The organism is Micromonospora sp. NPDC047134, assembly GCF_040643455.1.
Classification (GTDB): Bacteria; Actinomycetota; Actinomycetes; order Mycobacteriales; family Micromonosporaceae; genus Micromonospora.
In genome coordinates this window covers 146,110-170,315 of record NZ_JBEYUI010000004.1, presented here as the reverse complement: position 1 = coordinate 170,315, position 24,206 = coordinate 146,110, and the positions used below count along the sequence as shown (strand labels likewise).

Genomic DNA, 24,206 nt, shown 5'->3' with positions numbered 1-24,206 from the left:
GGGACCGGTGGGCGCGGTGCGTCCGCCGGGATCGGGCGGAGATGTCGGTGGGTGGTGGCAGGGTGGGGGCCATGGCGATTGAGGTACGCCCGGCGACGGTGTTCGAGGATGTCGCTACCCTCGTCGGCCCGAAGCGGCCGGACGCGAACGTGTGCTGGTGCCTGAGCTACCGCATCGGGTCGAAGGAGAACCAGCGGTTGCGCGGGACGATGCGCGGCGACCGGATGCGTGAACTCGTCGGGATGACCCCCCCTCCCGGGGTGCTCGCCTACGACGGGGAGGAGGTCGTCGGCTGGGCGGCGGTGCACCCGCGAGCCGACACCAGCTTCGCCGGCAACCGACGGATCCCGCACCTCGACGATCTCGATGTGTGGAGCGTGTGGTGCTTCCGGGTCCGTCCCGGCCACCGTAAACAGGGCATTCTGCACCACCTGCTGGCCGGCGCGGTCGCCTTCGCCCGGGAGAGCGGCGCACCGGCCATCGAGGGCTACCCGGTCGACAACCGCGGCGAGAAGGTCGACCTCACCATGGCCTACGTCGGCACCCGCGCCGTCTTCGAGCAGGCGGGCTTCGTGAAGGCAGCCGACACCACCTCGGTACTCGCCGGATTCCCCCGGGTGCTCATGCGGCTGGATCTGCGGTGACCCCGAACCGGCTGGGCCGGTCCACGACAATGACCGGGTGAGGGATTTCTATGCGGATGACGGCGGTGACCGGGAACCCCAGCCGCAGGCCGAGCCCGGCCTGCATCCCCGACCTGAGGGTGCCGTCGATGCCACCTCGCTGACTATCGAGGTCGACGGAGAGCTGTTCGCCCTGCGCCCAGACTCCGGCGGTGGCACCCACTACACCTGGCTCAGCGGGCCGAATCCCGGCTACGGATTCGGCCTGAGCCCGACCGGGGACCTGTCGCTCGATGAGCACCGGGAGAACATCCGCGCCTTCCTGGCCATGATCGATCCCAGCACGGGGTTCATCGGAGACGCCTGAGTATCGCGAGGCGCTGATCAGGGAGGCGCTGAGTCGACTGCTGAATGCCGTCGCTGGTCATCCGGGATTTGCGCGATGGAAAGTGCGGGACCTGATCATCCAGGCGCAGATCGGCAGGTGGGACCCGGGTGTCTTGCGATGCCCGGGGGCGAACCTCACCATGCCGGGGTGGGGTCGGACTGGATCTGGGAACTGCATGTGCAGTCGGCGGCGGAGCCGGCTCTTCGTGAGCTGTACGCCTTGGCGGGCGCCCGGGGCCTGGTGCCGCAACGCCCTGACGGGCTGATCAACCTGTTCTTCGATTCGGACAGCGAGCTGCGTACGGTCGACGACGCGCAGGCGGCCCTGGAGGCCATGGCGACGGGCACCGCGAGTGGCCAGTTCTGGACGAACGACGAGATCGACGTCTTCTTCGTGATGTGGCGGGCGGGGACGCTGACCTGGGCGTTGGATTCGGCGTACTGTCACCGCCGCCCGCTGCCGGCGGCCGACACCTTCCGCCAACTGCACGCTCGACTGACCGACCTGTGGCTTGACGTCGCCGTACGGCTGCACGCCGACTCCGGACGGATTCTCGACGAGTGGTCCACCGAGCAGGTGTGGCACCTTGACATTCACGACGGCTCGCACCCCGTGGGGGGTTGGCTGGCGGAACTCGGCTGGTGGACCTACCTGGGCCCCGATCGTCGACTGCCACCCGCACCGCTGCCCGAGATCGCAGACCGGGCTCGCCGGCTGCCCAACGGCGCTCTGCTCGTCGAACTCCTCGATGACCCGGCCGCCGTCGACCCGCTCCGCTACCAGGACATCCACATCCGCTGGCTGCAGGCCCGCTGAGCCACCGGGGGACCGGTACCCGTTTGGCCCAGCGGGGGAGCCGGTGGGGTCGACGTAGCAGGGGGCGACCAGCAGGTCGGCGGGGTCGGTGAGGAGGGGCGGTGGCGAGGGAGACTATCCAGAGAATTAAGAAATCAGTCCTGACGGTCAGTCTTGTGCGCCCGCTCGGAAATGCCGAACTGTTGGCGCAGCAGCGCCTCATCGAGCCGAATGTTGCGTCCGTCGTCGATCTGGGACAGGACGGGATAGTTGTCAACGTTGAAGATCCGTTGCAGAGTGGCGACGAAGCCGCTGGCCCGTGCCGGCTGTTCGCCTGCTCGCTCCGTCAGCAGCAGGGTTGGCAGTATCCCATTGTTGTCGAGTAGGGCTGCCAAGGCGGAGCGAATCTTGGCTTCGGGGACCCGACGTGGCGTAGTGGCTTGTTGTGCCTTGAACATCTCCGAGTCGAACAACTGGTCCAGCAGCGAAACGCCCCGGGCAGAGGGAGCGGACGGTGGGCCGGGAAGGTCAAACAGTGCGGTGGCACCAACCGGAGCTGCAGGCTTCCGCTGCTTGCGGACGGGGTTTCGGCTGATGTCGCTTCGTCCCGAAGCGGTTACCGAGCTCGACATGGTCGGCTGCTGGGTGCTCGTACTGGTTGTCCACCAGGCTGGTTGAGGTGCGGGCAGCGGTTGCCAACCGGCTGGCGCGGACGCACCGAGCGGCAGTAGGGCCAGCACCGGTATGGTGACCTCAGCCAGCGAAACACCGCCGTGGTAACCGGCCCGTCGCGGCAGGTAGCGCAACTGCGGATCCCAGAGTGCCACCACCCGTTGTCCTTCGGCGACCACTCGAGGGCCGACGAGTTCCACCTCGCCCTCACCTGCTGGTGCGGCGTCGGTTCGGTGCCGGGCGGAGGCTGCGCCTGCCACTGCCCGTTGCTCGGTGTCGCGTTCGAGTACGTGACCGTGATCGCTGGTCAGGATCACTGCGCGACCGTGGTAGCGAGCGTGGTCGAGCAGCGCACGCAGCGGACCGAGATTGGCGAGCTGCCAGCCGGGGTCAGCGCTTTCCCGACCGTGGTCGAGCGCGTCGTCCACGGTGTTCACCACGACACCGACCAGGGTGTCCGCGTCGCTGAGCGCCTGCACCAGTCGCTCGTGCAGTACATCGCCCGCCTCGCCGAGCACGTTGCCCTTGTGAAAGATTTCGGCGCGGCGGCCACGCCAAAGCGGATGCCGCCGAAAAGCGGCCCGTTCGGCGGCCTGGTCTCCCGTGCCGAGCTTTGCCTGCAGCAGCGAGGTCCGAGATGCCGAGGTCACGGTCGGCAGAGCCGCAATCGCAGCACGTCGTCGTGTCTCGCCAGCCTCGCCGAGCGGGTCGTACTCCACCCAGCCCAGGGAAGCCAGTTCCTCGCCGAGACCGGCAGCGACCGCCGTGCTCATCCCGTCGAGCACGATCAGCAGCAGGGGCCGGGCGCCTTCCTGCACCACGGGTGCGACGATCCTCGGCAACAGGGACTCCACCGTGAGGAGGCCGTTCGTGGGACTGCCGTCGCGGGTCCAGTTGGCAAGCCTCTCGGCGAAGGCGCTGTCCAACTCGCGCCGGCGGTGTTGAACTCGGTCGTACACGGAACGGTAGGCGCGACCCAGTTCGGTGTGGGCATCGTCGCCAGCCCAGACGTGCTCCAACGCCAGGTCGACCCAGCCCCATTCGGCAACCTGCTGGTCGACGCCGTGCGCGATACCGGTTGGCTCATCAGTTCCTACGGTCAGCCAGCGGACCAACCGCAGCGCCATCCGGGCCCGTTCGACCCGGTGGGGGTAGGCGGTCGACAACCGGTGTGCCGCAAGCTCCGTTATCGCGGCGTCGAGCGTGTTCACTGCGGCGGAGACCCGTTCCGGTTGTCGGCCGGCATCGGTGGCCGACAACGCAGCCTGCATCTCGCTAGCCGTCACGCCGAGGCGGTGTTCGAAGCCCGAGCGAAGGGTGATGCTGACTGTTCCCGCCTCCTGCGCCCCGAACATCAACAGCAGTTGCTCGGCCCGGTCCAGGACGGTGTGACTGATCTGCCGGGCGGACGGCAGCCGGGCGTCGCGACGGGCGGCGGCTTGGAGCAGGTCGCTCATCGCCCGGTCGGCGGCAGCACCGAAGCGGCTGATGACGCTTGAGGGCAACGGCGGGTTGCCGAAGTACTGTTCGATTCGACCTTGGGCGCGCAACATGTCCGGATCGGCGCTGGCGTTGGGCGACCAGAGTGCCGCGCAAACGAGCCCCAGCGGAAGAGCATCGCCGAGCCGATCCACAGTGAACAGCGCGGTCAGGGCTCGCATCGGCGCACCGAAGCTGGCGACCAGCCAGTCGGTCAGGCCGCTGCGTTCGGCCTCCGGCAACGCGGCGAGCGCCTCTGCAGTCCCCGACAGAGTCGTCCACCACAACAGCGCGGTGACATCCAGAGCATCCGGTGTCATCCCCAGCCGGGCCATCCCCAGCCGTTCACTGGCAAGGTGACGCAGGGCGGTGTCCCGTTCCAGCACCGTGCCGGGGAGCCGGGGCCACCCCTTCGGCGGCATGGCCTCGATCAACGCCGTGCCCGCCCAACGTAGGTTCACCAGCCGGGAATCGAGCTGCCGGGCACCGAAGCATTCGGCCACCAGATCCCACGGCTCAAGATGGATGACCCGGCGACGGAACACCCGGCTGAGGAGTCCCGTGCCCAACTCATGCTGCGACACGTCGGTCAGGAGCACCACCGGATCATCATGGGTCTGGGTGACCTGTTCCCAGATCGCCAGGACCGACACGCACGGCAACACGCGGACTCGGCGGTCCCCGACGTTCAGCAACGGATCGTGGGGCCACACCGGTGCTGCGGCGACCAGCACCACCGGCGAAATCCCTTCCCGGGGCGGGTACTTCCGAAACTGCTGGGCGATGCGCTGGGCGAGCGCGCCCGGATTGACGGGCAATGCGGCCGGGCCGCTGTCCGCCTGGCTCGCCGTGACTCCGGTCGTGCGGCTCACGGCAGCACCCGCCAGCGCAGCTCGACCCTCCGTTCGGGATGCTGTCGAAGCACCGCGCGGACACCCTCCAACGCAGCGTCGAGGTCTTCGTCGGTGGCCACGACGGTGTCCCCTTGCTCCAGGGGCCCGGCATCGTGGACCAAGGCGGTCCTTGTCGAGGTCGGCTCGTCTGCCAGGAGGGCGGAAACAGGGCGAGGTGGACGCTTCGTGGCCCGGCGCAACAGCTCGGTCGCTCGGCTGCGGGCTTTACCGAAGGCTCCGGCCAGCGGGGTGGTCAACTCGTCGTCGAGGAGCGCCTGGCGTACTGAGTGCAGGATCTCGGCCGCCTCGGTCGACCACTGCCCGTCGAGATCGGCGAGTAGCCCGAACGTATCCCATGGCGCGTCACGCAGGGCGCGGCGGACATCCTCCGCGCTGCGGATGCTGCGGCCTGCGCGTTCGGCCGGACCGCCAAGGTCGGCGTGAGCGAGCTGTCGCACGACGTCGATTTCCTGGTGGGGTGAGTCCAGCTCGTCGAGCAGATCGGCGGCGGCCTGCGCGGTGCGCAGCCGTGGCCACTGTGCGCGTGGCTCGAGCCCGATCTGCGCTGCGTGTCGTTCCAGATCCTCGACGAGCCGGTGCGCCGCCTCCTTGTGTGATCTGGCCCGCTTCGACAGATCCTGCACGAACATCGCCACCAGCCGGCCGCGAGCCGGGCCGGGTGGCATGAAGCCGAACAGGTGCATTGCCCGCTCCCGGGCCGCGGTCCAGTCCGCCGGGTCGGGCCGCTGCGGGGTACGCAGGGACAGCTCCCCGGTGATCGCGGTCAGCTCAGGTTGCGGAGTGACGACGACGCCGTGCCGGATCCAAGCCCGGTCGGTCTGTTCGGCGAAGCAGGCCAGCACGAGCTGAGCGACGAGCGGGTCCAGCCCTTGCGCTCGCGGCTCATCGAGCCAGCGCAGCAGATCGGGCACCCGCAGGTCGCCCTCGATGCCTTCCTGGCCTGCTCGGCGCTGGAAGTGCTCCACCCAATGGCGCCCCAGAACGAAGGCAGCCTCGTGCATCTCGCCGAGCAGCAGCGGGTTGGCGATCCGGCGGAGTACCGGACGGTCCTTCTTCTCCACCTCGATCCGGCCGTCGAGCGCCTCTACCGCACGCCGGACGTACTCCAGGACCGTACGGATGTCGGCGGGCTTCAGGACCTCTTCGCGGCGGTCCGGATCGAAGTCGGGATGGGCAGGGTACTGCTGCCGCAGAAGTTGATCGGCGACGTCGCGCAGGGCGTCGGCCAGACGGGCCCCGATCGGCAGCGTGGGTGTCGGACCGCCGCTCAGCGTGATCAGGTGCTCGTCGTACGTGGGCAGGACATCTTCGGGCTTTTTGGTAGCCAGTCCGTACGCCTGCTTCAACACCGCCGTGACCGCGACCGTCAGCGCGTCGCGCTGGCTGGTCAGGGTGGCGTGCGCCCGCCGCCGGTCGTCCTCGCTGAGGTGCTTGGCGGCATCATCGAACCGACGTCCGGTCAAGAGGGCGTCCAGTACCGCCAATCGGCCCAGATCCTGCTGCCGCCCGATGGTCAGTGACGCCGGAATCCAGCAGAGCACCTGGTCGGTGAAGCGGGACCGCAACTGTTGGACCCGATTCCGGTCGTCTGAGGGGTGGTATCCGCTCTCGTCGAAGGGATAGTCGACGACGAGCCGCCACGACGTGGGGAGGAACGGGTGAAAGGCCTCGTCGCGCAGCTCCTTTTCGTCGCGAATATTGCCGAAGACGACCTCGATGCTGCGTCGGCTGCCTCGCCACGTCAGCGTCGCCTGGTCGCAGTCCTGGTTGGTTTCGACGATGCCGAACTCTTTCCAGAGCAGGCGCTTGACGAGTCGCTGACGGGTGGACCGGGTGTTGAGGTGGCGCACGTTGTTGAGCACGCTCTCCACGTCGACCCCGATGAGGTCGAGGCGCACACCGTCGCCGTCCAGCATCTTGATCTCGCCGAATCGGGCGGCCCAGTCCTCGATCCGCCGCTTGACCAGGCTGACCTCACCACCCTGGATCGGGCTGGTGATGCTGCCGTGGTTGAGTGCGGAGAGCTTGCGGGCGGTGAGGTTGCGCAGGGCCGGGACGGAGGGGGCGAGCGCGGCCAGGATCAGGGTCTTGATCAGCCGGTCCTCGCCGGTGAAGGCCCTGATCCGCGGAGCCACTTGCGGGTCCGGCGAACTCTGGTGGCGAACTGCCGCAAGGTCGTCGTCAGTGAGCTGGTGCCGCTCCAGCAGGTATGGCCGCAGCTTGTTCTCGTAGAGTTTCTGCGCGGTCTCGAACTCGGCCTTCAGTTTCTCGGTGAACGGCTGATCTCCGCCTTTGCGGAGCACGTCGAACAGGTCACCGAGCGGGATGAGGTCACCGAGCCGCAGGTCGTCGCGGCGGTCCACGAGTAGCTGCCGCATCAGTTTGAGCCCGGTGCGGGAGCGTTGCAGCGCGCTGGAGACATGCACCAAGGTCGAAAGGAAGGCCGGACTGAACGGGTAGGTCTTACGGAACGACTCCAGGTCTGCTCCGCTGCCGGTGTCGGTGCCCAGCAGTGTGGTCCACACGTCGTTGCGGACCCGGGTGACCCGCTCGAACGCCTCGGCGAGCGCCTGATCGGCTGGCCCATCGTCCCCACCGACCCGCCTGAGCAGCCGCTTACGGGTGATCTCCGGCAGGTTGCGGTCTTCCAGCGTGATCACGTCGAAGCGTCCGCTGGCGAGGTTGAGGGTGTCCTGGAAGCCCAGCTCGCTGGCCCCGGTGACCTCCTGGCCGACCAGGTCACGCAGGTCGCGCTGGCGGGCGATGAAGGTGACCACCGGGATGGGGCGGCGGGCGTCGCTGCCCTCCACGAAGTTCGTGATCTTCTGGATTTCCCGGGACACGAACCGCTGGTCGCCGATGGAGTTGGCCAGCCACAGGATCAGTTCGTCGAGGAAGAGCACGAGCGCGTCGTAACCCAGCTCCTTGGCATGCCGGGCGATTTCGGTGAGGCCCCGGTCGAGCGAGACGAAGCCCTCCGAGTCTTCCAGCGCGTTCCGGAAGAAGCCCTGCTGCCAGGTGCTCAGCAGGTCGTGGACCAACTGGCGGCGGAGCTCGTCGTCGGGCGCTGCGGCGAAGGCCGCGTCGAGCTGGGCCGGGTCCCAGGAGCGTCCCTCGGGGTCCCCCCACTTGTCCTCACCCTGCGGCAGACCAGCGATGAACGCCTCGTCGCCGATCTGCTCGCGCAGGTGACGGCTCTGGTCCAACAGGGCGTCCGTACGGTGCACCGCCGGGATCGTGGCGTCCGGGTGCAGCCGTCGGACCTGCTCGATGTAGCCGCCGAGCACCCGCTGCTCCAGCGACTTGGCCCCGATCAGGTGGTACGGCACGAGTAGGAACCTGCGGCCGGCCAACCGCGTGTCGTGCTTGGCCAGCAATGGAGCGAACTCGTCTCGTTCCCGGGCGGCCCGCTCACCGCGCAACAGCGCGTAGAGCACCGCCATGAAGTGTGACTTGCCGGAGCCGAACGAGCCGTGCAGGTAGGCGGCGCGGGACGCACCGGTGGCCAGCGCCGTGGAGATCAGCCCGAGGGCCTGATCGAAGTTGTCGACCAACCCTGGCGGGATGACGTAATCCTTCAGGGTCCGCTCGGTGTCACTGACCCCATCGGCGAGCTTGAGGACGAAGTCGCTGTCGCTGGTGGCCGAGGGCTCGGGGATCTCGATGAATTCCCGGAGCAGGGGTTGAGGGGACCGTGCCAGCATGGTTAACACCGTAGCGGAAGGCGCACCGGGAACTGTCTTCCGCGAGCGCCGGCCAACCGCCGTGCCGTCTCCGGCGGCACACCCCGTCACTGCGGCGCTGGGTCGTCGCCGTCACCCCAGCAGAGCCCGCCGGGACCGGCCGCGCTGTGGAAGCCGGGATGTCCGGTGACATCCATGCAGACCTCGCCGTCCGGACCGGTCCGGCCGCAGAAGACCGGCTCGACGTGGTTCCAGGCGTCTGCGCGGGACAGCAGCGCGGCACCGGCGGGCAATTCGGGGCGGAGGATCGTCAGCCCCTCGGTGTAGACGACCGCCTGCTCCCGGGCCTCCTGCGGGTCGATGGCCAGGTAGGTCAGGTGCAACGTCCAACGGCGGGGAAACCGGCCCGCGTTGGTGGGCGGCAGGGCACCCGAGCGCCGCTCGCGCTCCGTCGTGTACCGGTCGACCAGGGCATCGACGTACGACGTAAGCGCGCTCTGCCTGGTCAGCGCGTGGGCGATGGCGGCCCGCTGCCGTTCGGACACGTCAGCCCCATCCAGTACGGCGGCCAGATCCTCCTGAAACCCGGCGGCCCGCCTGCCCCGCCCCCACTGCGACGACCGGTTGTCAGTCATGCCGCCCCTTTTCGCTGTGTGATGAAGTGGTTACAAGCAGATTGGGGTAAGTCTAGGAAAAATGCAACGTCATAATTCTGGAGGCATCGTCTTTGACTGTTTAGTGTCGTCCCGGAAACAATCGGTTACTCTGCGTGAAGGAGCTGGGGATGGCGCAAGTGCCGAGCCCGACGATCAGAGCCCGCCGCCTGCGACGGGAGCTGCGCCGACTACGTGATCGCACCGGTCGAACCGCTGAAGAGGTGGCCGGTCAGCTTGGCTGGCACCGGACCAAGGTCATTCGATTTGAACTCGGGCACTCGCGGGTGATGGCCAAGGACCTACAGTCGTTGCTCGACCTTTACGGAGCTACCACCGAGGAGCGGGGGTCGCTGGCCGCATTGCACCGACAGGCACGCCAGAAGGGATGGTGGAGTGCCTACGGTGACGTGTTGCCGGACGACTACGTCGGCTTCGAGGCCGAGGCGACCTCGATCAGCACCTTCGAGAGCCTCTACGTGCCGGGCCTGTTGCAGACCGAGGAGTATGTCCGTGCCATCGTCAGGGCCGGCCGCAGCACCGCCGACCAGGACGAGATCGACCGGCGCGTGGCGGCTCGCCTTGGTCGTAAGGTCCTGCTCTCAAGGGACGAGCCGCCGAGGTTGTGGATTGTCATCGACGAGGCGGCTGTCCGCCGGGTGGTCGGCGGGCCGAAGGTGATGCGCGCGCAGGTGACGCGGCTGATTGAGGCGTGTGAACTACCGGGCGTCGAGATACAGATCCTGCCCTTCTCGGCCGGTGCACACGCGGCGATGGGCGGGCCTTTTGCTCTGCTCGACTACGCCGACCCAGCCTTGGATCCTACGGTCGTCTACATCGACAACGACTCCAGCACTCTCCTGCTCGAGGAAGAGAGGCACGTGGCGCGATATAGACTCGTGTTCGACCACCTCATCGCAAAGGCGCTCGATCCCGACGAGTCGGCGGCCTTCATGAGGCGGATCGTTGACGACTACCCGGATTGACCCGCACTCACAAGGGGCGACTGATGACCGCTCGCGAGTTGACGTGGAGCAAGAGCACTCGAAGCAGCGCGAGCGGCTCCAACTGCGTTGAGGTGGCGGAAGTGGTTGCGGGGTTGGCGGTGCGGGATTCCAAGGACCCGGCAGGACCAGTGTTGCGCTTCGACCGGGCTGCCTGGTCGGCGTTTGTCACCGGGCTGCGCCGCTGATCTCCTCTGGCTCGCTCGTCCCGGGCGGCGATCGAAGGTGGCGCTACAGCAGGTGCCGCCACGGTGTGTCGTCTGGCTACGGCGTCATCCGTCGCGTAACGGTCGCCCTGATATCGGCCTCGTCGTAGGGCGCGGTTAGATAGGCCGGTGGCGGTACGCATCGACATTGACGCCCTGCGGAACGAGGCCGGTGCCGTGGCCTGCGACGCAGCGGACAAGCTTCTGGCAGCCGGGCAGCCGGGCACGATCATTCCGGCCGGTGGGGGAGCGTCCTGCACCTTCCGTGAGGGCAGGCAGCCACCATATGACGTTTGGGTGGGCGTAACAGCGGGTGGCTTCACCGCCGAGTGCGACTGTCCGGCGCCGGAGGAGTTGTGCGGCCACGCGGTGGCGCTCGCGGTCGCCGCTCTGGAGGACGGGTTCGCCTGGTCATCCCAGGCGACACCACCATCGGCCGTGGAGGTTGACCCCAAGATCGCCGAGCTGACCGAGCTGGCGTACACGATCCCGGCCCGGCGGTTGGCGTCGCTGCTTGCCGAGTGGGCCGCCGACGACCGGGTACTGGAATCCCGGCTGTTGGCGTACGCCGGACGACTCGCACCACCCACCGACGCCGAGCTGGCCGCCGTCCGCCGGAGCATCGACAACCTGGCCCACGAGGCGACCGCCGGAGACCGCTGGGATCTGCACGACGTGGAGAAGGCCGGCCGGGCGATCGTCGAAGAGGTGCGGGTGCTGGTCCAGCGCCCGGCCAGCCCTGAGGCGTTGCTGGTGGTCGAGCGGGCAGCCCGCGCGTGGGACGGACTGGCCGGCTACCTCAACGACGCCTGGGAGGTCTACGAGGACGAGCCGGCCGAGATCGGCGGCGCATTGCGGGCGGCTCACATCCAGCTCTGCGAGCAGTTGCAGCCGGACCCCGACGAGCTGGTCGCTCGACTGATCGAGATCATCGAAGCGGCCGAGGTGGATTCCTGTCTCGACGAGCCGTGGGATTACCTCGGCGTGCTTGGCCGGGACCGGGTCAAGGCGCTGCGCCGTCGCTGACCAGGACGGCGACAGTCCCGAGTCGGGGCGTCACCGGCTTCTGCGGGCGCGGGCCGGTGCCGGTTGCCAGGAGGCCAGGTCGGTCTCGGTGAGATGAAGGTCGTTGAGTCGCTCGGCCAGGAAGGCATCGTAGGCGTCGGCCGGCGACTCGCCGGTGTCCGGATCGGGTCCCCCGTGCCATTGGCGTACCCATGGCAGCACCTCGTGCAGCCCCGCCAGCAGCGGTGTCAACTGCTCGGCGGTCCAGCCGTCGGACTCCTGCCGTTCCACGACGAGCTGTGCCAACGCCTGGGCCTGCTCGCGATGATCCCAGCCGGCCCAGCCGATCAACAGAGAGCGGTCGTTGGCCGGACCTGACGCGGGGTACGAGATGAAGCGTTCCTTGGGAACGTCCAGCTTGCCCCGGTTGCTCCAGTAACTGTTCTTCCGGAAGTCGGCGGACTTGTACTTCGGCGGCACCACGATCGTCTCGCGGATCGCCCGCCGGGCCGGCTCGTCGGGAGCGGCATCCTCCTGGCGCTGCTTTTCCCAGACCGATTCCCACTCGGTCCGCTTCTCCAAGCCGCTGTCGGTATAGCGCAGCTTCGACAGGAACGGCACATGCTCGGTGTCGATGAGATCAGCGAGCAGCATGGGCAGCTCACGGGCGGCGTCGTAGAGCCCGGCCGTCGCGAGCACGTCGGGATCGCGGCTCAGTTCGTCGGCGAGCTGGGCGACCGTCAGCGGGCGGGGCTGTGGATTGCCGTACTCGTCCGGGGTATACCACAGCTCGCGCGCCTCGCAGCGATCCAACAGCCACTCCCGCAGCGCGTTGCCCAGCAGCTTGTCCCAGCCGTCCGTCGACCAACGGCGCTTGCACTCCGGCCGCTCGATCAGGGCGAGGTAGCGGTTCGACTCGATGACCTCGATCCGCTTCTCCACCACCGCCCGGTACTCCGGCGACCAGTGGTCGGGCAGCTCGGTGACCTCCGTTGAGCGGTGCCGGATGAACCACTGGGTATCGATCGCGCCTGCCTTCTTCCGTCGGGCGAGCACGATCTCGAACGCCCGCTCGCCGAGGTTCAGCTCCGGGACGGACTCGGCCGGTGCGGTCAACTCTTCGGTGAGTAGCCCGTACTGCGCGTAGACCTGCCAGTCCAGCTCCTCCTGGAGCGCAATCATCCGGCGTCGGATCGAATGCCACTCGCGCTCGGCGTCGGCCAGCCGCCCGGCGGTCGGCACACCCTCGGCCGCGACCGCCGCCGGGCTCACCGCCGTCAGGCGCTGCCCAGCCGCGTCCAGCTCCCGCGCCAGTTCCAGCGGGTACGCCTCCGGCAGCGGAAACTCCTGCAACTTCGTCCCATTGAACTGGTAACGGTTCTCCCAAGGCTCATCCTGGACGCCACGGCCCATGCCGCTGCCACCCTTGTTCTGGCAGACCTGCTTGAGCCAGAAGCATGCGGTCGAGCTGTTCAGTACCCCGACCAGCCGCAGGTGGTCATCCTCGGTCGCTGTCTCCGGCAACTTGATCACCGGCGCGGTCTGCTTGAAGACGGCACCGCCTCGGTCGAACACGAATCTGTTGTGAGTCGAGACCTCCGCAAAGGTTATGGATCGCGGATTGCGGTAGCGATCCGGAATCCAGCGATACCAGGACCACCAGGTGTCGCCCGCCTCGTCCCTGGACTGTCCCCCGAAACCGACGGTGCCCTTGAGCGTCTCCCGAAACAACCAGAGATGCTTTCCCCAACTGGCGTTGCTTTGGTAAGCCAGGGGCTCGAGACTCTGGTTGTAGGGGACGATCGCGTCGATCTTCGTGACCCGGCTCCAATCGCGGACGGCGTCGCCGGTGATCAGTGGCCTGCGCTCGGCGATCCGATGTCTTCGGAACCAGGCTGGTGGCGCGAAGAAGACCTCGTCCTGGCCGGGGAAACTCGCGAATCCCACCTTCCCGCGAATGACGTGACCGAGTCGGTTGGTTCGAGTATCGACCAGTTCGAAGACCCTGCTGCTGCCGCCGCCGGTGAGGCTCCAGGGGAAGGAGGCGAGCTGCTCCCGAGGGTGGTTGACGGCGGAGATCCATTCGCTTTCGGAGCCCGCGTTGCGGTACTGGGTCAGGATCGCCTGCCAGACCAGGCCGTCGCGTGGATCGGCGGGCACCCCCGGTTCGCCGCGTACGCTCATCACGGTGCGGACCGTGTCGGCGCCGAGCTTCGCCGGGCGAGGGCGGCCGATCATGATGACGGTCGGAGTGCCGTGTCCGGGGATGTACGCGCCGGAGGTGTCCACCAGGTAGGTCAGGTCGATCTTGCTGGCGAGGTAATCGGTGATCAGCTTCCGGCCGAACTCGCGCTTCATGAACGAGTTCGCGGTGATCTGTCCGACGTGGCCCGAGCCCCGGCCGTCCGGCTCCGCGCGCTTTGCCAGATCGAAGAAGCGCTTGGCGAACGGCACCGACAGGGCATACTTCCCTGAACAGACGTCGCGATACATCTCCCGGTAGAGGTCGTTGAGGCGCTTGTCCTTCGGGGTGACGTAGGGCGGGTTGCCGACCACCACGTGGTAGCGACCCTCGCGGAGCATGTCCGGATAGTTGTCCAGATCCTCCGTGGCGTAGCGGAACCGCGCCAGTTCGTCGACGTCATCGAAGAGGCTGAGCTGGCGGTCCTTGATCAGGGAGTCGCCGACGGCGATCTGGAGCGGGAAGTCGTACCCCTTGGTCTGCGCGAGCGTCGCGAAGCCGGCGGTGCGCAACGCGGCGACCAGCAGTCGGAACCTCGCGATCGCCACCGCGAACGGATTGATGTCGACGCCGTGCACCGCCAGCAGGGCCAGCCGGACCACCTCGTGCGGGTCCTTCTCCGGCTCCTCGGCGTGCCAGGCCTTGCAGAGCCGGTCGAAGACCTCCAGCAGGAAGTGCCCGGAGCCGCAGGTCGGGTCGATCACCCGCACGACGTCGTGGCCGAACTCGTCGATCGCCGGGGTGAGGGTCAGGTCGAGGATGAACTCCTCGACGAAGTCCGGCGTCTGGAGCAGCGCGTACGTCTTCCGGGCCGACTCGGACAGGTGCTGGTAGAGATCACCGAGGAAACGGGTGCCCCAGGTCGGGTCGGTGAAGTCGTGCACCAGGGCGCCGTCGTCGGTGCGCCGCCGCCAGAAGGCGATCAGCGCCTTGGCGGCGTCGTGGCTGATCGGAATCTGGTACGCCGGGTTGTGCTCCTCGTCGAAGAGCAACTTGCCCGCCTGCGAGCGGCGGATCTGGTCGAAACCGGCGAGCAGCCAGTCCCGGTCGGTCAGCTTCGGGTGGCGGCCGAAGAACTCCTCCTGGGACTCCTCGGCGAGCACGGCCCGCTGCGGTGCCGGCCCGGTCAGGTAACAGGCATCGTCGAGCAGCCCGTTGTCCTCGCAGAACCGGACGAAGACCGTGCCGAGCACCCACGCCACCGCGGCCTGGGTGGCGCGCTCGTCGCGCCACTCGGTCCAGGTAGCGGCCGTCCGCTTGAGCTTGAACGCCCGGTCGTACTCGCTCCTCAGCCGTTCATGCAGGCCGTCGACCTCGGCGATCTGCGCGATCAGGTCCTTCTCCAACCTCCGGAGCTGGCCCTGAAGATCCTTGCGCAGCGCCTCCTGGTCGATCACGGCCATCCGCCCCATCCGCTACCGGTACCTGAACCGAGCCACCCTATCCGGCAGCGCAGCGCACCCCCAACGGCCGCACTGTCGCCGACCTGACAGCGACATGCCGAGAAATCGGAGCTTCATATTCATGTTCGCCTCGTTAAGCTCGCACGCTGACCCGAGAGCGGAGAAGCACGTGCGGATTATCGAGGGCACGGTCGAAGAGATCATCGAGTACCAGCGTCGTGGTGGCGCGGAGCCCGAGCCGGTCGACGACCCGAGCGGGGCAGCGCCGGAAGTAGAGCCTGAGACGGCGGTCAGTACCTCGGTGCTTGGCCTGGACGACGAGGACAGCTTCGCGATTCTCCAATTCGTCTACACCCGAGCCCGAGACGGCGCGACGACCCGGCGGGTGCTGGCCTTCCTCAACCGGGTACTGGAGCAGGGCACCATGATCGAGATGGGGCAGTCCAATCGTTCCTATGACGGCTACACCCAGTACCTGATGGTCCGGGATGACGGGCCGCGTCGGTTCGGTGCCGTCGCGTACATCAAACCTGCCAACGGCGGTCTGACCCTGCGACTGCGGCCGGAGGACGTCGCTGACATCGCCGATGAGCGAGTCACGCTGCGTAGGGTGGTTTCGACGGATCCGTATGGAATCAACTGCCAACTGGTCGACGACGAGGCGGTGGAGCTGGCTTCGCAGCTGACCGAGCGAGCTCTGGCCAAGATCCGCTGAAGCTATCAGGATTTGATCCATGTCTCTGGTCAGAATGACCCTGGGCAGCTACCGCTGCTTCACCCGGCAGCAGGACATCGAGCTGCGGCCGGTCACCCTGGTGCTCGGCCGGAACAATGCCGGCAAGAGCGCCCTCGTGCGGGCCCCGCTGGTGTTCGGCACCGGCATCCGTACCGACTCGCCCGAGCCGCTCGACCTGGACCAACTCGGGGAGAACGTCGTTGACTCGTTCACCGACCTGGTCTACGGCAACCGGGCGCTGGGCAGCTTCCAGTTCGGATTGGGCCTCGACGGTCCCAGTGGCTCGATCGAACTGTCCGGCACCGTGCAGCACGTCCGGGAGCACCATACGCAGGTGGTCAGCGAGCTGCGGGTTACCACTGGCGGCCTGCGTCGATTCCGACTGGAATGGGAGTTGAGCGATCCGCGCCAGACGCCCCGCTACACGGTCGAGACCGAGGCCGGCGAGGTGACGTGGTCTGACGTTCCGATCGTCTTCCAGGGATTACTACCGATCGACGTCGAGAAACCGGCGGGGGGCGCGGGCCGCCTGCCCGAAGAGTTGGTGAACGAACTACTCGGGTTGAGCCTGGACGTTCGAGCGGCGTACCCGACGGTGCGTTACTTCGGACCGTTCCGCGACCGCCCGCAGCGCCGGTACCGCCTGCCTGGACGGGCACCGGCCGAGGTGGGCATGCTCGGCGAGCATGCCGCCGGCATCCTCGCCAGCGACAAGGTACGCACCCAGAGCCGACTGATCCGGCAGATCAACGAGAACTTCGCCGACCACCTGCCCGGCTGGGAGGTCGATGTCGTCGAGCGGGGCGGAATGTGGTCGGTGGTGCTCACCTCCCGGGACGACGACACCATCAGAGTCAACCTTGCCGACGCTGGCACCGGCGTGGCGCAGGTACTGCCGATCTTCGTGCAACGGGCTGCGGATTTGATCAACCCACCTACCGGGTCGATATTGGAGATCATCGAGCAGCCGGAGCTGCACCTGCATCCGAGAGCCCACGCGGCCCTGGCTGACCTCTACCTTGAAGCGGCCCAGCGCACCCCGACCCGCTTCCTGATCGAGACGCACAGCGAGACCCTGCTGCTGCGGCTGCGTAGACGTATCGCCGAAGGAAGGGCAGATCCGTCGCAGGTCGCGGTCTATTTCGTCGACGCAGCCGATGGGGCTGCCACCGCCCGGCGTATCCAGATCGACGCCGACGGCAACCTCGACTACTGGCCCGCCGGTGTCTTCTCCGAGGACTACGAGGAGACCAAGGAGTTGGCCCGCGCCCAGTGGGAAAGGCGGGACAGCCGTGCGGGTTGAACTCTCCGTAGACGTCTTTCTCGCGATCGACGATGTCGATTCGTACGACCCGAACGACCTTCACAGCCTGCTGCGGTGCTTTCCCGATGGGCGCCACGACTGGGTGACGAACCACGAGGTGGTGGCGGCCGTGGCGAAGCATCTTCCGAAGTGCCTGCCCCGGCTCGCCGACACCTACGTCGCGCTGGCCCGTAAGGGCATGGTCGAGCAAGCGTGGACCGGCAAGACCCAGCTGCATGATGTGGTCCGGGTTGGCCTGACCGACCTCGCCGACTGTTCCGCGGACCTGTGCCGGCCCGCCGTGCTGGTCGTCGAGAACAGCGGCTCCGACGGGGCGTTCCTGACCGCCGTCGCCCACGCGCTGCGCCATGAGCGGATCCTGACCGCGTTGAAGCAGTCGTGGCTGGAGGTGCACAGCGCGGGTGGCAGCGGTGAGGTCGTACGGGTGGTTCGCGAGCATGTGAGCCGCTACCGCCAGTTGATTCGCGTGGTGGCCCTGCTCGACAGCGACAGCCTGATTCCTCAGCAACGAACCGGCAACCACGATCGAGCCGACGAACTGGCCGGGATGGACGTCAAGGTGCACGTGCTGACGCGGCGGGAGGCGGAGAACTACGTCCCGCACCGGGTGCTCGCCACCATTGGTAAGCACAAGGAGACGTCCCGCAAACTGTCGCTGCTGCGGCGGCTGACCCCACAACAGCGCAGCCACATCGACATGAAGCACGGCTTCACGAAAGCCGAACGGTCCAAGGCGGTTCGTGATCAGCTCCAGCAACTCTTCCACGATCTCGAGCTCGAGGTGCGCTTAGGGTTGCACGATGGTTTCGGCGACGATCTCCTGGAACGGCTGGCGTTGTGGCAGGAACAGTTGACCGAGCGCGACTTCGCAACCCTGGGTGAGGACGTGGTGGACGAGCTGCGGAAGTTGCTTGACCTGGTCGCGAGCCGGATCTGACGAGGCGGGAATCGGAGAACAGCTGATGGCGGAACACGCCGAGGAAAGCACCGTCAAGCCGGAGGTCCTGCTGCTGGAGCAGTTACTGGACGAGGTGGCCAACGGCCGGCTACGGGTGCCCCGGTTTCAGCGGCCGTTCGTCTGGCGTCCCGAGCAGATGGTCGACCTTTACGACAGCATCGAGCGGGGTTACCCCATCGGCAGCCTTCTGCTCTGGGAGACGACGAAGAACCTGCCCAGCCTCGGCCAGGTCGCCGGGATCGAGGTGCCGCCACCGCCGGTCGACGGCCCGGTGGCTTACCTGATCGACGGGCATCAACGGCTCTCCACTCTCTTCGGCACCCTGGCACGCCGGCATGCACCACCGCACGCACCGGGGGAGTGGCTCTGGCGGATCTACCGTGACCTGGGTCTGTCCACGCATCCGGAACCGCGCTTCGGGCACTGGCCAGGAGCGCAACCTTCCGCTCGGTTGTTGCCGATGCAGGCGGTGCTGCGCACCATGGACTTCCTCGCCCATGCCCGTCGGTTGGCCCAGGAGGTGCCCGACCCGGCGGAGTGCGACCTGCTGGTCGAGGAGGCCGAGCAGCTCGCGCAACGAATCCGTTCGTACAAGATCGCCGTGGTGCGGCTGGTCGGTGGGGACCTGTCCCACGCCGTCGAGGCGTTTTCCCGGCTCAACAGCAAGGGCCAGCAGATCACTCCGGACCAGATGGTCTCCGCGCTGACCTACCGCAGTGATGCGGAGACCACCCTGGCGGATCGGATCAGCACGATCCGAGAGAGCATCGCCGCCGGCGGCATCGGCGAGATTCCTGTGAGCGTGGTCTTCCAGACCATCCTGGCCATCGCCGGCGAGGAGGACGTGCAGACCACACGGTGGGGGGCGCTGGCCGATCGGCTGGGTGGTGATCTCGACGGGGCCGCTCGCGCCGCTGAGCCGGCCCTGCACGCCGCGGTGCAGTTTCTGCGGTACGAGGTCGGCGTCACGGCCACGCGCCTGGTGCCCTACCCGCAGCAGATCATGCTGTTGGCGGCGTTCTTCCACCTCGTCCCTACGCCAGACGGGGTCCAACTCCGCAGCCTTTTCCGGTGGTTCTGGGCGACCTCGTGGTCCGGAATGCTTGCCGGGGGCGGCGAGTTTCAGACCCGCCGGGCACTGCGGCAACTCCGCGATTTTGCCGATGGGCAGGCGCTCGACCTCCAGGAACACCGAGCCCAGCCGGTGCCGGACTGGTTCGACGCCGACGACGGTCGGGTCCGAGCCTTCATCCTGTGGGAACGACTTCATCTCCCGGAGCGTCTCGGGCTGAACGGCGGACAGATCGACCTCGACACCCTGCTGGCCACGACTGGCACCGCCGCCTACCGGCGGATCGTGACCGGGGTGCCCGAGGAGTCGTGGCCGGCCAACCGGATCATCCTGCCCGGCGGCTCGGGGCTGTCGGCCCGCGATGACCTGCTGCGGCTGCCACCGTCCATGCTCGGCCGGGTAGTTCGCAGTCACGGCATCGGTGCCAAGGCGCTGACTCACCTGATCGCGGGCGACGGTGCCGCATTCATCCGGGCGAGAGCCGGCGACCTGGCCCGCTGGGAAGCGGAGTTCATGGACGAGCAGGATGTCGCGCCTGCCAGTGGAAAGGCCGAGGTGAATTGGCTCGCCGGACGTACGCATGGCGAACTTCATGGCGACAACGTCCTGTACCCGAACCGGTGATCAGCCGACCTGTTGGCTGCGGTGGGCGTTGGTGGTCCAGGCGTCGGGAAGGACGATCCACTCGTAGGCCGGAACCGGGACCACCGTGTCGTCCAGGTGGGGCAACTGGGTGGGATCCTCCATCGGGCAGAGCAGCCACACCGCCCCCGCGCCGGCACGGGCCGTCTCAGCCAGTTCTTCAAGCAGGTGAATGCCGCGGTAGCGGACCAGTGGCGCGGCGTCGATCAGCAGCAGCGGGAACTGCCGGTCAGGAAGCGCCAGCAGAGCGGGACGGAAGCTCTGCCACGCCCGACCGGTGAATTCGTTCAGCTTCAACGCATCCCGCGAGTTCGGATCGGCTCGGTCGGCGGTCAACACGGTCTGCCACGTCGGCCGCGATCGCGATTCGACCAGGGTACGAAGCTCGGTGACGAAGCGGCCCGCGACGCTGACCGACCGGGCACCGAAGCGACCAGTCAGCTCGCCTGCAGCCTGTCCGTATCGGTCGGCCCGGACGGTCAGAACCCGGAAACCCGTGTCCTCACCTGCGGTTATGAGTTGCTGCTCGGCGCGGAGCGCTGCGGCGAGATGGGGCGACTCGGCGGTCCAGGGGGTAACTCCGCTTCCGGTGGGCCGCCGCTGCGACGATGCGAACCTGGTCGACGACAATGCGGCCCGCCGGGCGTAGTAGCGACCGGAGCGCCAAACCAGGTCAAAGCCGGCCTCGGTGAGCAACCGGTCAAGCCGGGGGTGGTGTGGCAGGGGAGGCAGTTCCGGGAAACGGGCCTGGACCTTGTCGTTGATCTGCTGCTGGCTGAGGCCGGCCGGTTCGGCCTCCCCGACAGGCGCGGGCACCACCCCGGCCTGGGCGAGACGCATTGCCCGGACCGGATCGAGGTTACGAGGATAGATCTCCAGCCGAGGTGAGGCCGCAGCTGCTCTTGACGCCTCGGCTGCGAGCTGCACCATCCGGCGTTCATCGAGCGCGATGCCGGTGTGCGCGGTGCGCGGGTCGACCGCGCCGAGTTCCCGCAGCACAGTCGCCGGACTGGGCAACACCTCCTGCTCGGCGAGCGAGTCCGCGACCCTACCTAGCGCTGCTGCGTAGTCGAGCAGAGCCGACGCGGTGGGTGTGCCGGGTGGGTCGGCTTGGCCCGCCTCCAGCGCCAACAGCAGTCGTTCATCGTGTCGACGAGAGACGAAGCGGGGCTCGCCCGTCAAGGTGTCGGTCTCCACGGCAGCCCGTACCGACGCCATGGCCAGGGACCGGCGCAACTCGTCCTTGTCCTTGCCGGAACCCCGGCGGACAAGTAGAGCGGCGGCCAGTTCGGACGCCCCCATAACCCGGCCGCTCTCGGCAAGCAGATCGATCAGTTCGAGCCGGACGCTGCGAACCACTGGATCTGCGTACCATCGCTTGCGCTGCGCGTTCAGAAACTTCGCCACCCGTCCCGGATTGACCCCGACCAACCGGGCGACCGCCGTCTGCTCCGGCCACGATGTCAGCGGTGGCAGGTTGCCCGCCTCGTCCGGCAGACCGAGCAACATCCGGATCGTCTCCACCTCGTCGGGGTTGCGCTTACCGGAGCTCGGGTCCGGTAGCAGCCGGGCGATGATGGTGTCCAGGCCCATGGTGGCCAGCGCGTCCGGGACCAGATCGGCAGGATCTGCCTCCGACGCCGTCTTCAGTGCCGCGTCGATCTCGGACTGCGCGGCAGCCCGGTCGGCTGCGGTCGTCGGCGCGGTCTCCTGCTCACCCAGTCGGTCCCGCCACTGCCGGAGTCGGCGCTGCAACTCCTGCCGGGTTTTCGCACCGAGACCGGGCAGGGTGAAGAGTTGCTTTGATCCCAGGGCCAGCAACTCGCCGACGGTGGTTGCCTCGAGCCGGTGGGCAGCGGAGACCGCCCGCAGGGTGAGGCCGGACGCCTCCAGCACCGTCGCCCGTGTCGCGCGATCAGCGGCGGCATCCCGCTCGTCCTGAGTGCCCTCCGCCTCGTCCTCAGGATGGACGGATCCGATTGGGGCGTGGTGGTCGGAGCGGCGAAAGACCTGTTGCCAGGCGTCCCGCATGTCCTTCAGGGAACCGTGTCGTTGGCGCGCATCGCGGTGGAAAGCCCGGTGAAAGAAGTCGACGAGGCCGTCCCGGATGGCCGGGTCGAATGCCTCGGCGGCCAGTACCGGCGGCCCGTCGGTGTACCGGGGCTCGGTCGCGCCATCCCCCCAGATAGGCAATTCGCCGGAGGCCATCTCGTGCAGGGTCACGGCGACTGCGTAGCGTTCGGCGTGTTCGTCATACCGAGGGCGGGCGGTGGTGCCCAGGAAGGGATCGAGATACCGGGGAGTGCCGGCCTCGATGTCATCCAATGGCACCCCGGACAGCGAGAAGTCGAACAGCACCAGCTGGCGAGTCCGGTTGGGTCTGATCCGAATGGCGATGTTGTCCGGCTTGATGTCCCGGTGGAACACGCCTTCGCCCTGCAGGTGGTCGACGGCGCCGAAGAGATAGTCGGCGTACGTCTCCAGCTCGTCGATCGTCAACCGGCCGTCTTCCCGCAGCTTGCGTGCGACGGTCACTTCACCGGCGTGCTCAAGCACGATCACCCAGCGGGGCGGGACGTGGACTGGTTCCTCACGGGCAAGCCGGATGATGCGCGAATCCTTGTGAATGCCGCGTAGCAACTGTGCCTCGTGCGTCAGCCGTCCCGCTTTCTCGTCCGAAAGGGCGACCTTGAGCACCTCACGGGCACCAGTGCGTAGGTTCTCTGCGAGAAAGGCTCGGGAAGTTGAGCCGGTGCCCAATTTTCTGATGATCCGCCAGTCCGAGATCTGGTCACCCACCCGCGCTTCCAGCAGGTCAACCGAGTCCGTCGTGGGGGCTTGGGGGCTCGTCGGCGCGGTCAGTTCCTCTTCGACCAGCGTCAGCATCTCGAGTAGTTCCGCGACACTGGAGAGGCGGCGAGTCGGTACCGGTGCGGTGGCAGCCTGAACCAGCTCGTCCATGAACTCAGAGATCGAGTCGGCGGACGACGATGGTCGAAGGCCGTCGTCGCTGGTCAACCGGGTCAACAGCTCGCGCCGATTGCTGGCCGGGGGCTGGCCGCAAAGCAGTAGGTAGGCGAGGGCGCCCAGCCCGAAGACGTCCAGCGCGACGGGATCGGGGGCGGGAGTGTTCAGTTCCGGCGCGAGGTATGCCTCAGCGGATCGATCCAGATGAGCGCTCAACCGTGTTGTCGAGGGAATCGGCAGATCGGCGCTGTTGCCGCTGAACGAATGGGGCAGCCGGGTGGCGGTCTGCCAGTCACTGATCTGCACACGTGGTCTGAGCCAGGCATCATCCTCGGTCTGTCCACGCCTCTGCTCGCCCGGCGTCACCAGGACGCTGCGGGCGGACAAGGCCCGGTGGTACAGCCGTCGTCCGTGGGCGTAGGCGACCGCGTCGCCAAGTTGGCGGATCATGTCAAGCCGGCGGCCGATCTCCAGCCGAGCGCCGTACTGCGTGATGAAGTGATCGAGTCGCATGGCACGAGGGTCGTGACGGAAGACCAACGCTGGTCCGCCGTCGTGCGGCTCCATCGTGTCGACTTGAACGATGCCGGGGTGGCTGATCCCGTGCAGAGCGAGCATTTCACGCCGTGCGGCGCGTTCGATGCTGGCCCGCTCGGCCTTGGCCGAATTCCGTTCCACCAGATATATGCGAACCCGCCGATATTCACGGTCGAACTGGTCGTGGTGGGCTAGGTGGTCCTGCCAGTTCGGGCCGACATCGATGGGACGGGCGTCGAGTTGCCATGCGCCGACCTGGTGATATCGGCGGCTGCGGGCAACACCGACACCGGAGAGCAACCGGGGCAGTGCCCGGGAGACCTCCGGAGTGACCCGCCCCCGCTCGTCTTGGGGTGCGCGACCAAGAAGTCCTGACCAGATTCCCGGAAGTGGACGGCCTTTTTCGTTCTCGGTCGGCTCCGGACCGAACACCCAGTGCAGTTGATGGTCTGCGAGGGCGATCTGCAGTTCAGGTAAGGACAGGAAGACCGCGCCTTGGATGAAGGGTATCCGGATTGCGAGACGCTCCTTCAGCGCCTGCGCGGTCAGCAGTGAGCGCAGCCGTTTGCCCTTGAGGTCGGCCAGGTGCAGGGGATTGTCGAAAGTCCTGACCGATTCGTTGCCCAGCAACCAGTTTGACCCGTTGTTGGTGAGCCGGCCGCTGAGGCTCTTGATCTCGATCAGGTAGATCCCGCTTGGCGCGGCCACCAAGAGGTCGACCTCGTGAACATGACCGGATTCGGCGGTGAAGGTGAAGTTCGACCAGGCGCGGTACGGCTCGGTGTCGGGAAGCAGCCGCCGGACGTGCTCCACCGCGGCACGCTCCCGGTCGAACTGGGCGGGCGTGACCGTCGTCCAGCGGTTGTCCTTCATTCAGCAGATCCTAGGAGCTGAGCCGATGGC

The 24,206-nt window shown here is 67.4% G+C and carries 15 protein-coding genes; 10 read left to right on the top strand and 5 right to left on the bottom strand.

From position 1 onward, the window contains the following. Positions 1-71: 71 nt before the first annotated feature. From ABZ795_RS08025 to ABZ795_RS08015, 3 genes are all read left to right on the top strand, one after another. On the top strand, positions 72-644 hold the full coding sequence (locus tag ABZ795_RS08025) for a GNAT family N-acetyltransferase (protein ID WP_357529779.1): 573 nt from the start codon (positions 72-74) through the stop codon (positions 642-644). A gap of 37 nt (positions 645-681) precedes the next feature. Next, positions 682-990, top strand: coding sequence for a hypothetical protein (locus ABZ795_RS08020; RefSeq protein ID WP_357529778.1), 309 nt, complete (start codon positions 682-684; stop codon positions 988-990). 168 nt (positions 991-1,158) lie between these two features. Then, positions 1,159-1,827, top strand: coding sequence for a hypothetical protein (locus ABZ795_RS08015; RefSeq protein ID WP_357529777.1), 669 nt, complete (start codon positions 1,159-1,161; stop codon positions 1,825-1,827). A gap of 134 nt (positions 1,828-1,961) precedes the next feature. Here the strand turns inward: ABZ795_RS08015 and pglZ are convergent, their stop codons facing one another. The 3 genes from pglZ to ABZ795_RS08000 form a co-directional block, all read right to left on the bottom strand. Further along, positions 1,962-4,829: a BREX-2 system phosphatase PglZ gene (gene pglZ, locus ABZ795_RS08010; RefSeq protein WP_357529776.1), complete on the bottom strand. Its 2,868-nt coding sequence runs from the start codon at positions 4,827-4,829 to the stop codon at positions 1,962-1,964. Continuing rightward, entirely contained in the window at positions 4,826-8,575 is a 3,750-nt protein-coding gene (locus tag ABZ795_RS08005) for a hypothetical protein (RefSeq protein WP_357529775.1), read from the bottom strand. The genes pglZ and ABZ795_RS08005 overlap by 4 nt, the downstream gene beginning before the upstream one ends. A gap of 86 nt (positions 8,576-8,661) precedes the next feature. After that, positions 8,662-9,189 carry a hypothetical protein gene (locus ABZ795_RS08000; protein ID WP_357529774.1) on the bottom strand — a complete coding sequence of 176 codons (528 nt, stop codon included), beginning with the start codon at positions 9,187-9,189 and terminating at the stop codon, positions 8,662-8,664. A 149-nt stretch (positions 9,190-9,338) separates the two neighbouring features. On the opposite strand from ABZ795_RS08000, the gene ABZ795_RS07995 reads away from it, so the two are divergent. From ABZ795_RS07995 to ABZ795_RS07985, 3 genes are all read left to right on the top strand, one after another. After that, on the top strand, positions 9,339-10,193 hold the full coding sequence (locus tag ABZ795_RS07995) for a DUF5753 domain-containing protein (RefSeq protein WP_357529773.1): 855 nt from the start codon (positions 9,339-9,341) through the stop codon (positions 10,191-10,193). A gap of 23 nt (positions 10,194-10,216) precedes the next feature. Next, positions 10,217-10,399, top strand: a complete 183-nt coding sequence (locus tag ABZ795_RS07990) for a DUF397 domain-containing protein (RefSeq protein ID WP_357529772.1) — start codon at positions 10,217-10,219, stop codon at positions 10,397-10,399. Positions 10,400-10,714: 315 nt separating this feature from the next. Then, positions 10,715-11,443, top strand: a complete 729-nt coding sequence (locus tag ABZ795_RS07985) for a hypothetical protein (protein WP_357529771.1) — start codon at positions 10,715-10,717, stop codon at positions 11,441-11,443. 30 nt (positions 11,444-11,473) lie between these two features. Here the strand turns inward: ABZ795_RS07985 and pglX are convergent, their stop codons facing one another. Further along, the gene (gene pglX, locus ABZ795_RS07980; protein ID WP_357529770.1) at positions 11,474-15,067 is read right to left on the bottom strand and encodes a BREX-2 system adenine-specific DNA-methyltransferase PglX; all 3,594 of its coding nucleotides are present in this window, start codon (positions 15,065-15,067) and stop codon (positions 11,474-11,476) included. Positions 15,068-15,236: 169 nt separating this feature from the next. Between pglX and ABZ795_RS07975 the strand changes: the two genes are divergently transcribed. From ABZ795_RS07975 to ABZ795_RS07960, 4 genes are read left to right on the top strand one after another with little or no spacing between them, the layout of a single operon-like run. Next, positions 15,237-15,782 (top strand): hypothetical protein, encoded by a 546-nt coding sequence (locus ABZ795_RS07975; protein ID WP_357529769.1) that lies wholly within the window; start codon positions 15,237-15,239, stop codon positions 15,780-15,782. A 19-nt stretch (positions 15,783-15,801) separates the two neighbouring features. Continuing rightward, entirely contained in the window at positions 15,802-17,106 is a 1,305-nt protein-coding gene (locus ABZ795_RS07970; RefSeq protein WP_357529768.1) for a DUF3696 domain-containing protein, read from the top strand. Then, positions 17,096-18,064: a hypothetical protein gene (locus ABZ795_RS07965; protein WP_357529767.1), complete on the top strand. Its 969-nt coding sequence runs from the start codon at positions 17,096-17,098 to the stop codon at positions 18,062-18,064. The genes ABZ795_RS07970 and ABZ795_RS07965 overlap by 11 nt, the downstream gene beginning before the upstream one ends. A 25-nt stretch (positions 18,065-18,089) precedes the next feature. Next, a complete protein-coding gene (locus ABZ795_RS07960; protein WP_357529766.1) occupies positions 18,090-19,781 on the top strand; it encodes a DUF262 domain-containing protein in 1,692 nt (563 codons plus the stop codon). Here the strand turns inward: ABZ795_RS07960 and pglW are convergent, their stop codons facing one another. Next, entirely contained in the window at positions 19,782-24,176 is a 4,395-nt protein-coding gene (pglW, locus tag ABZ795_RS07955) for a BREX system serine/threonine kinase PglW (RefSeq protein WP_357529765.1), read from the bottom strand. Between the last annotated feature and the right edge of the window lie 30 nt (positions 24,177-24,206).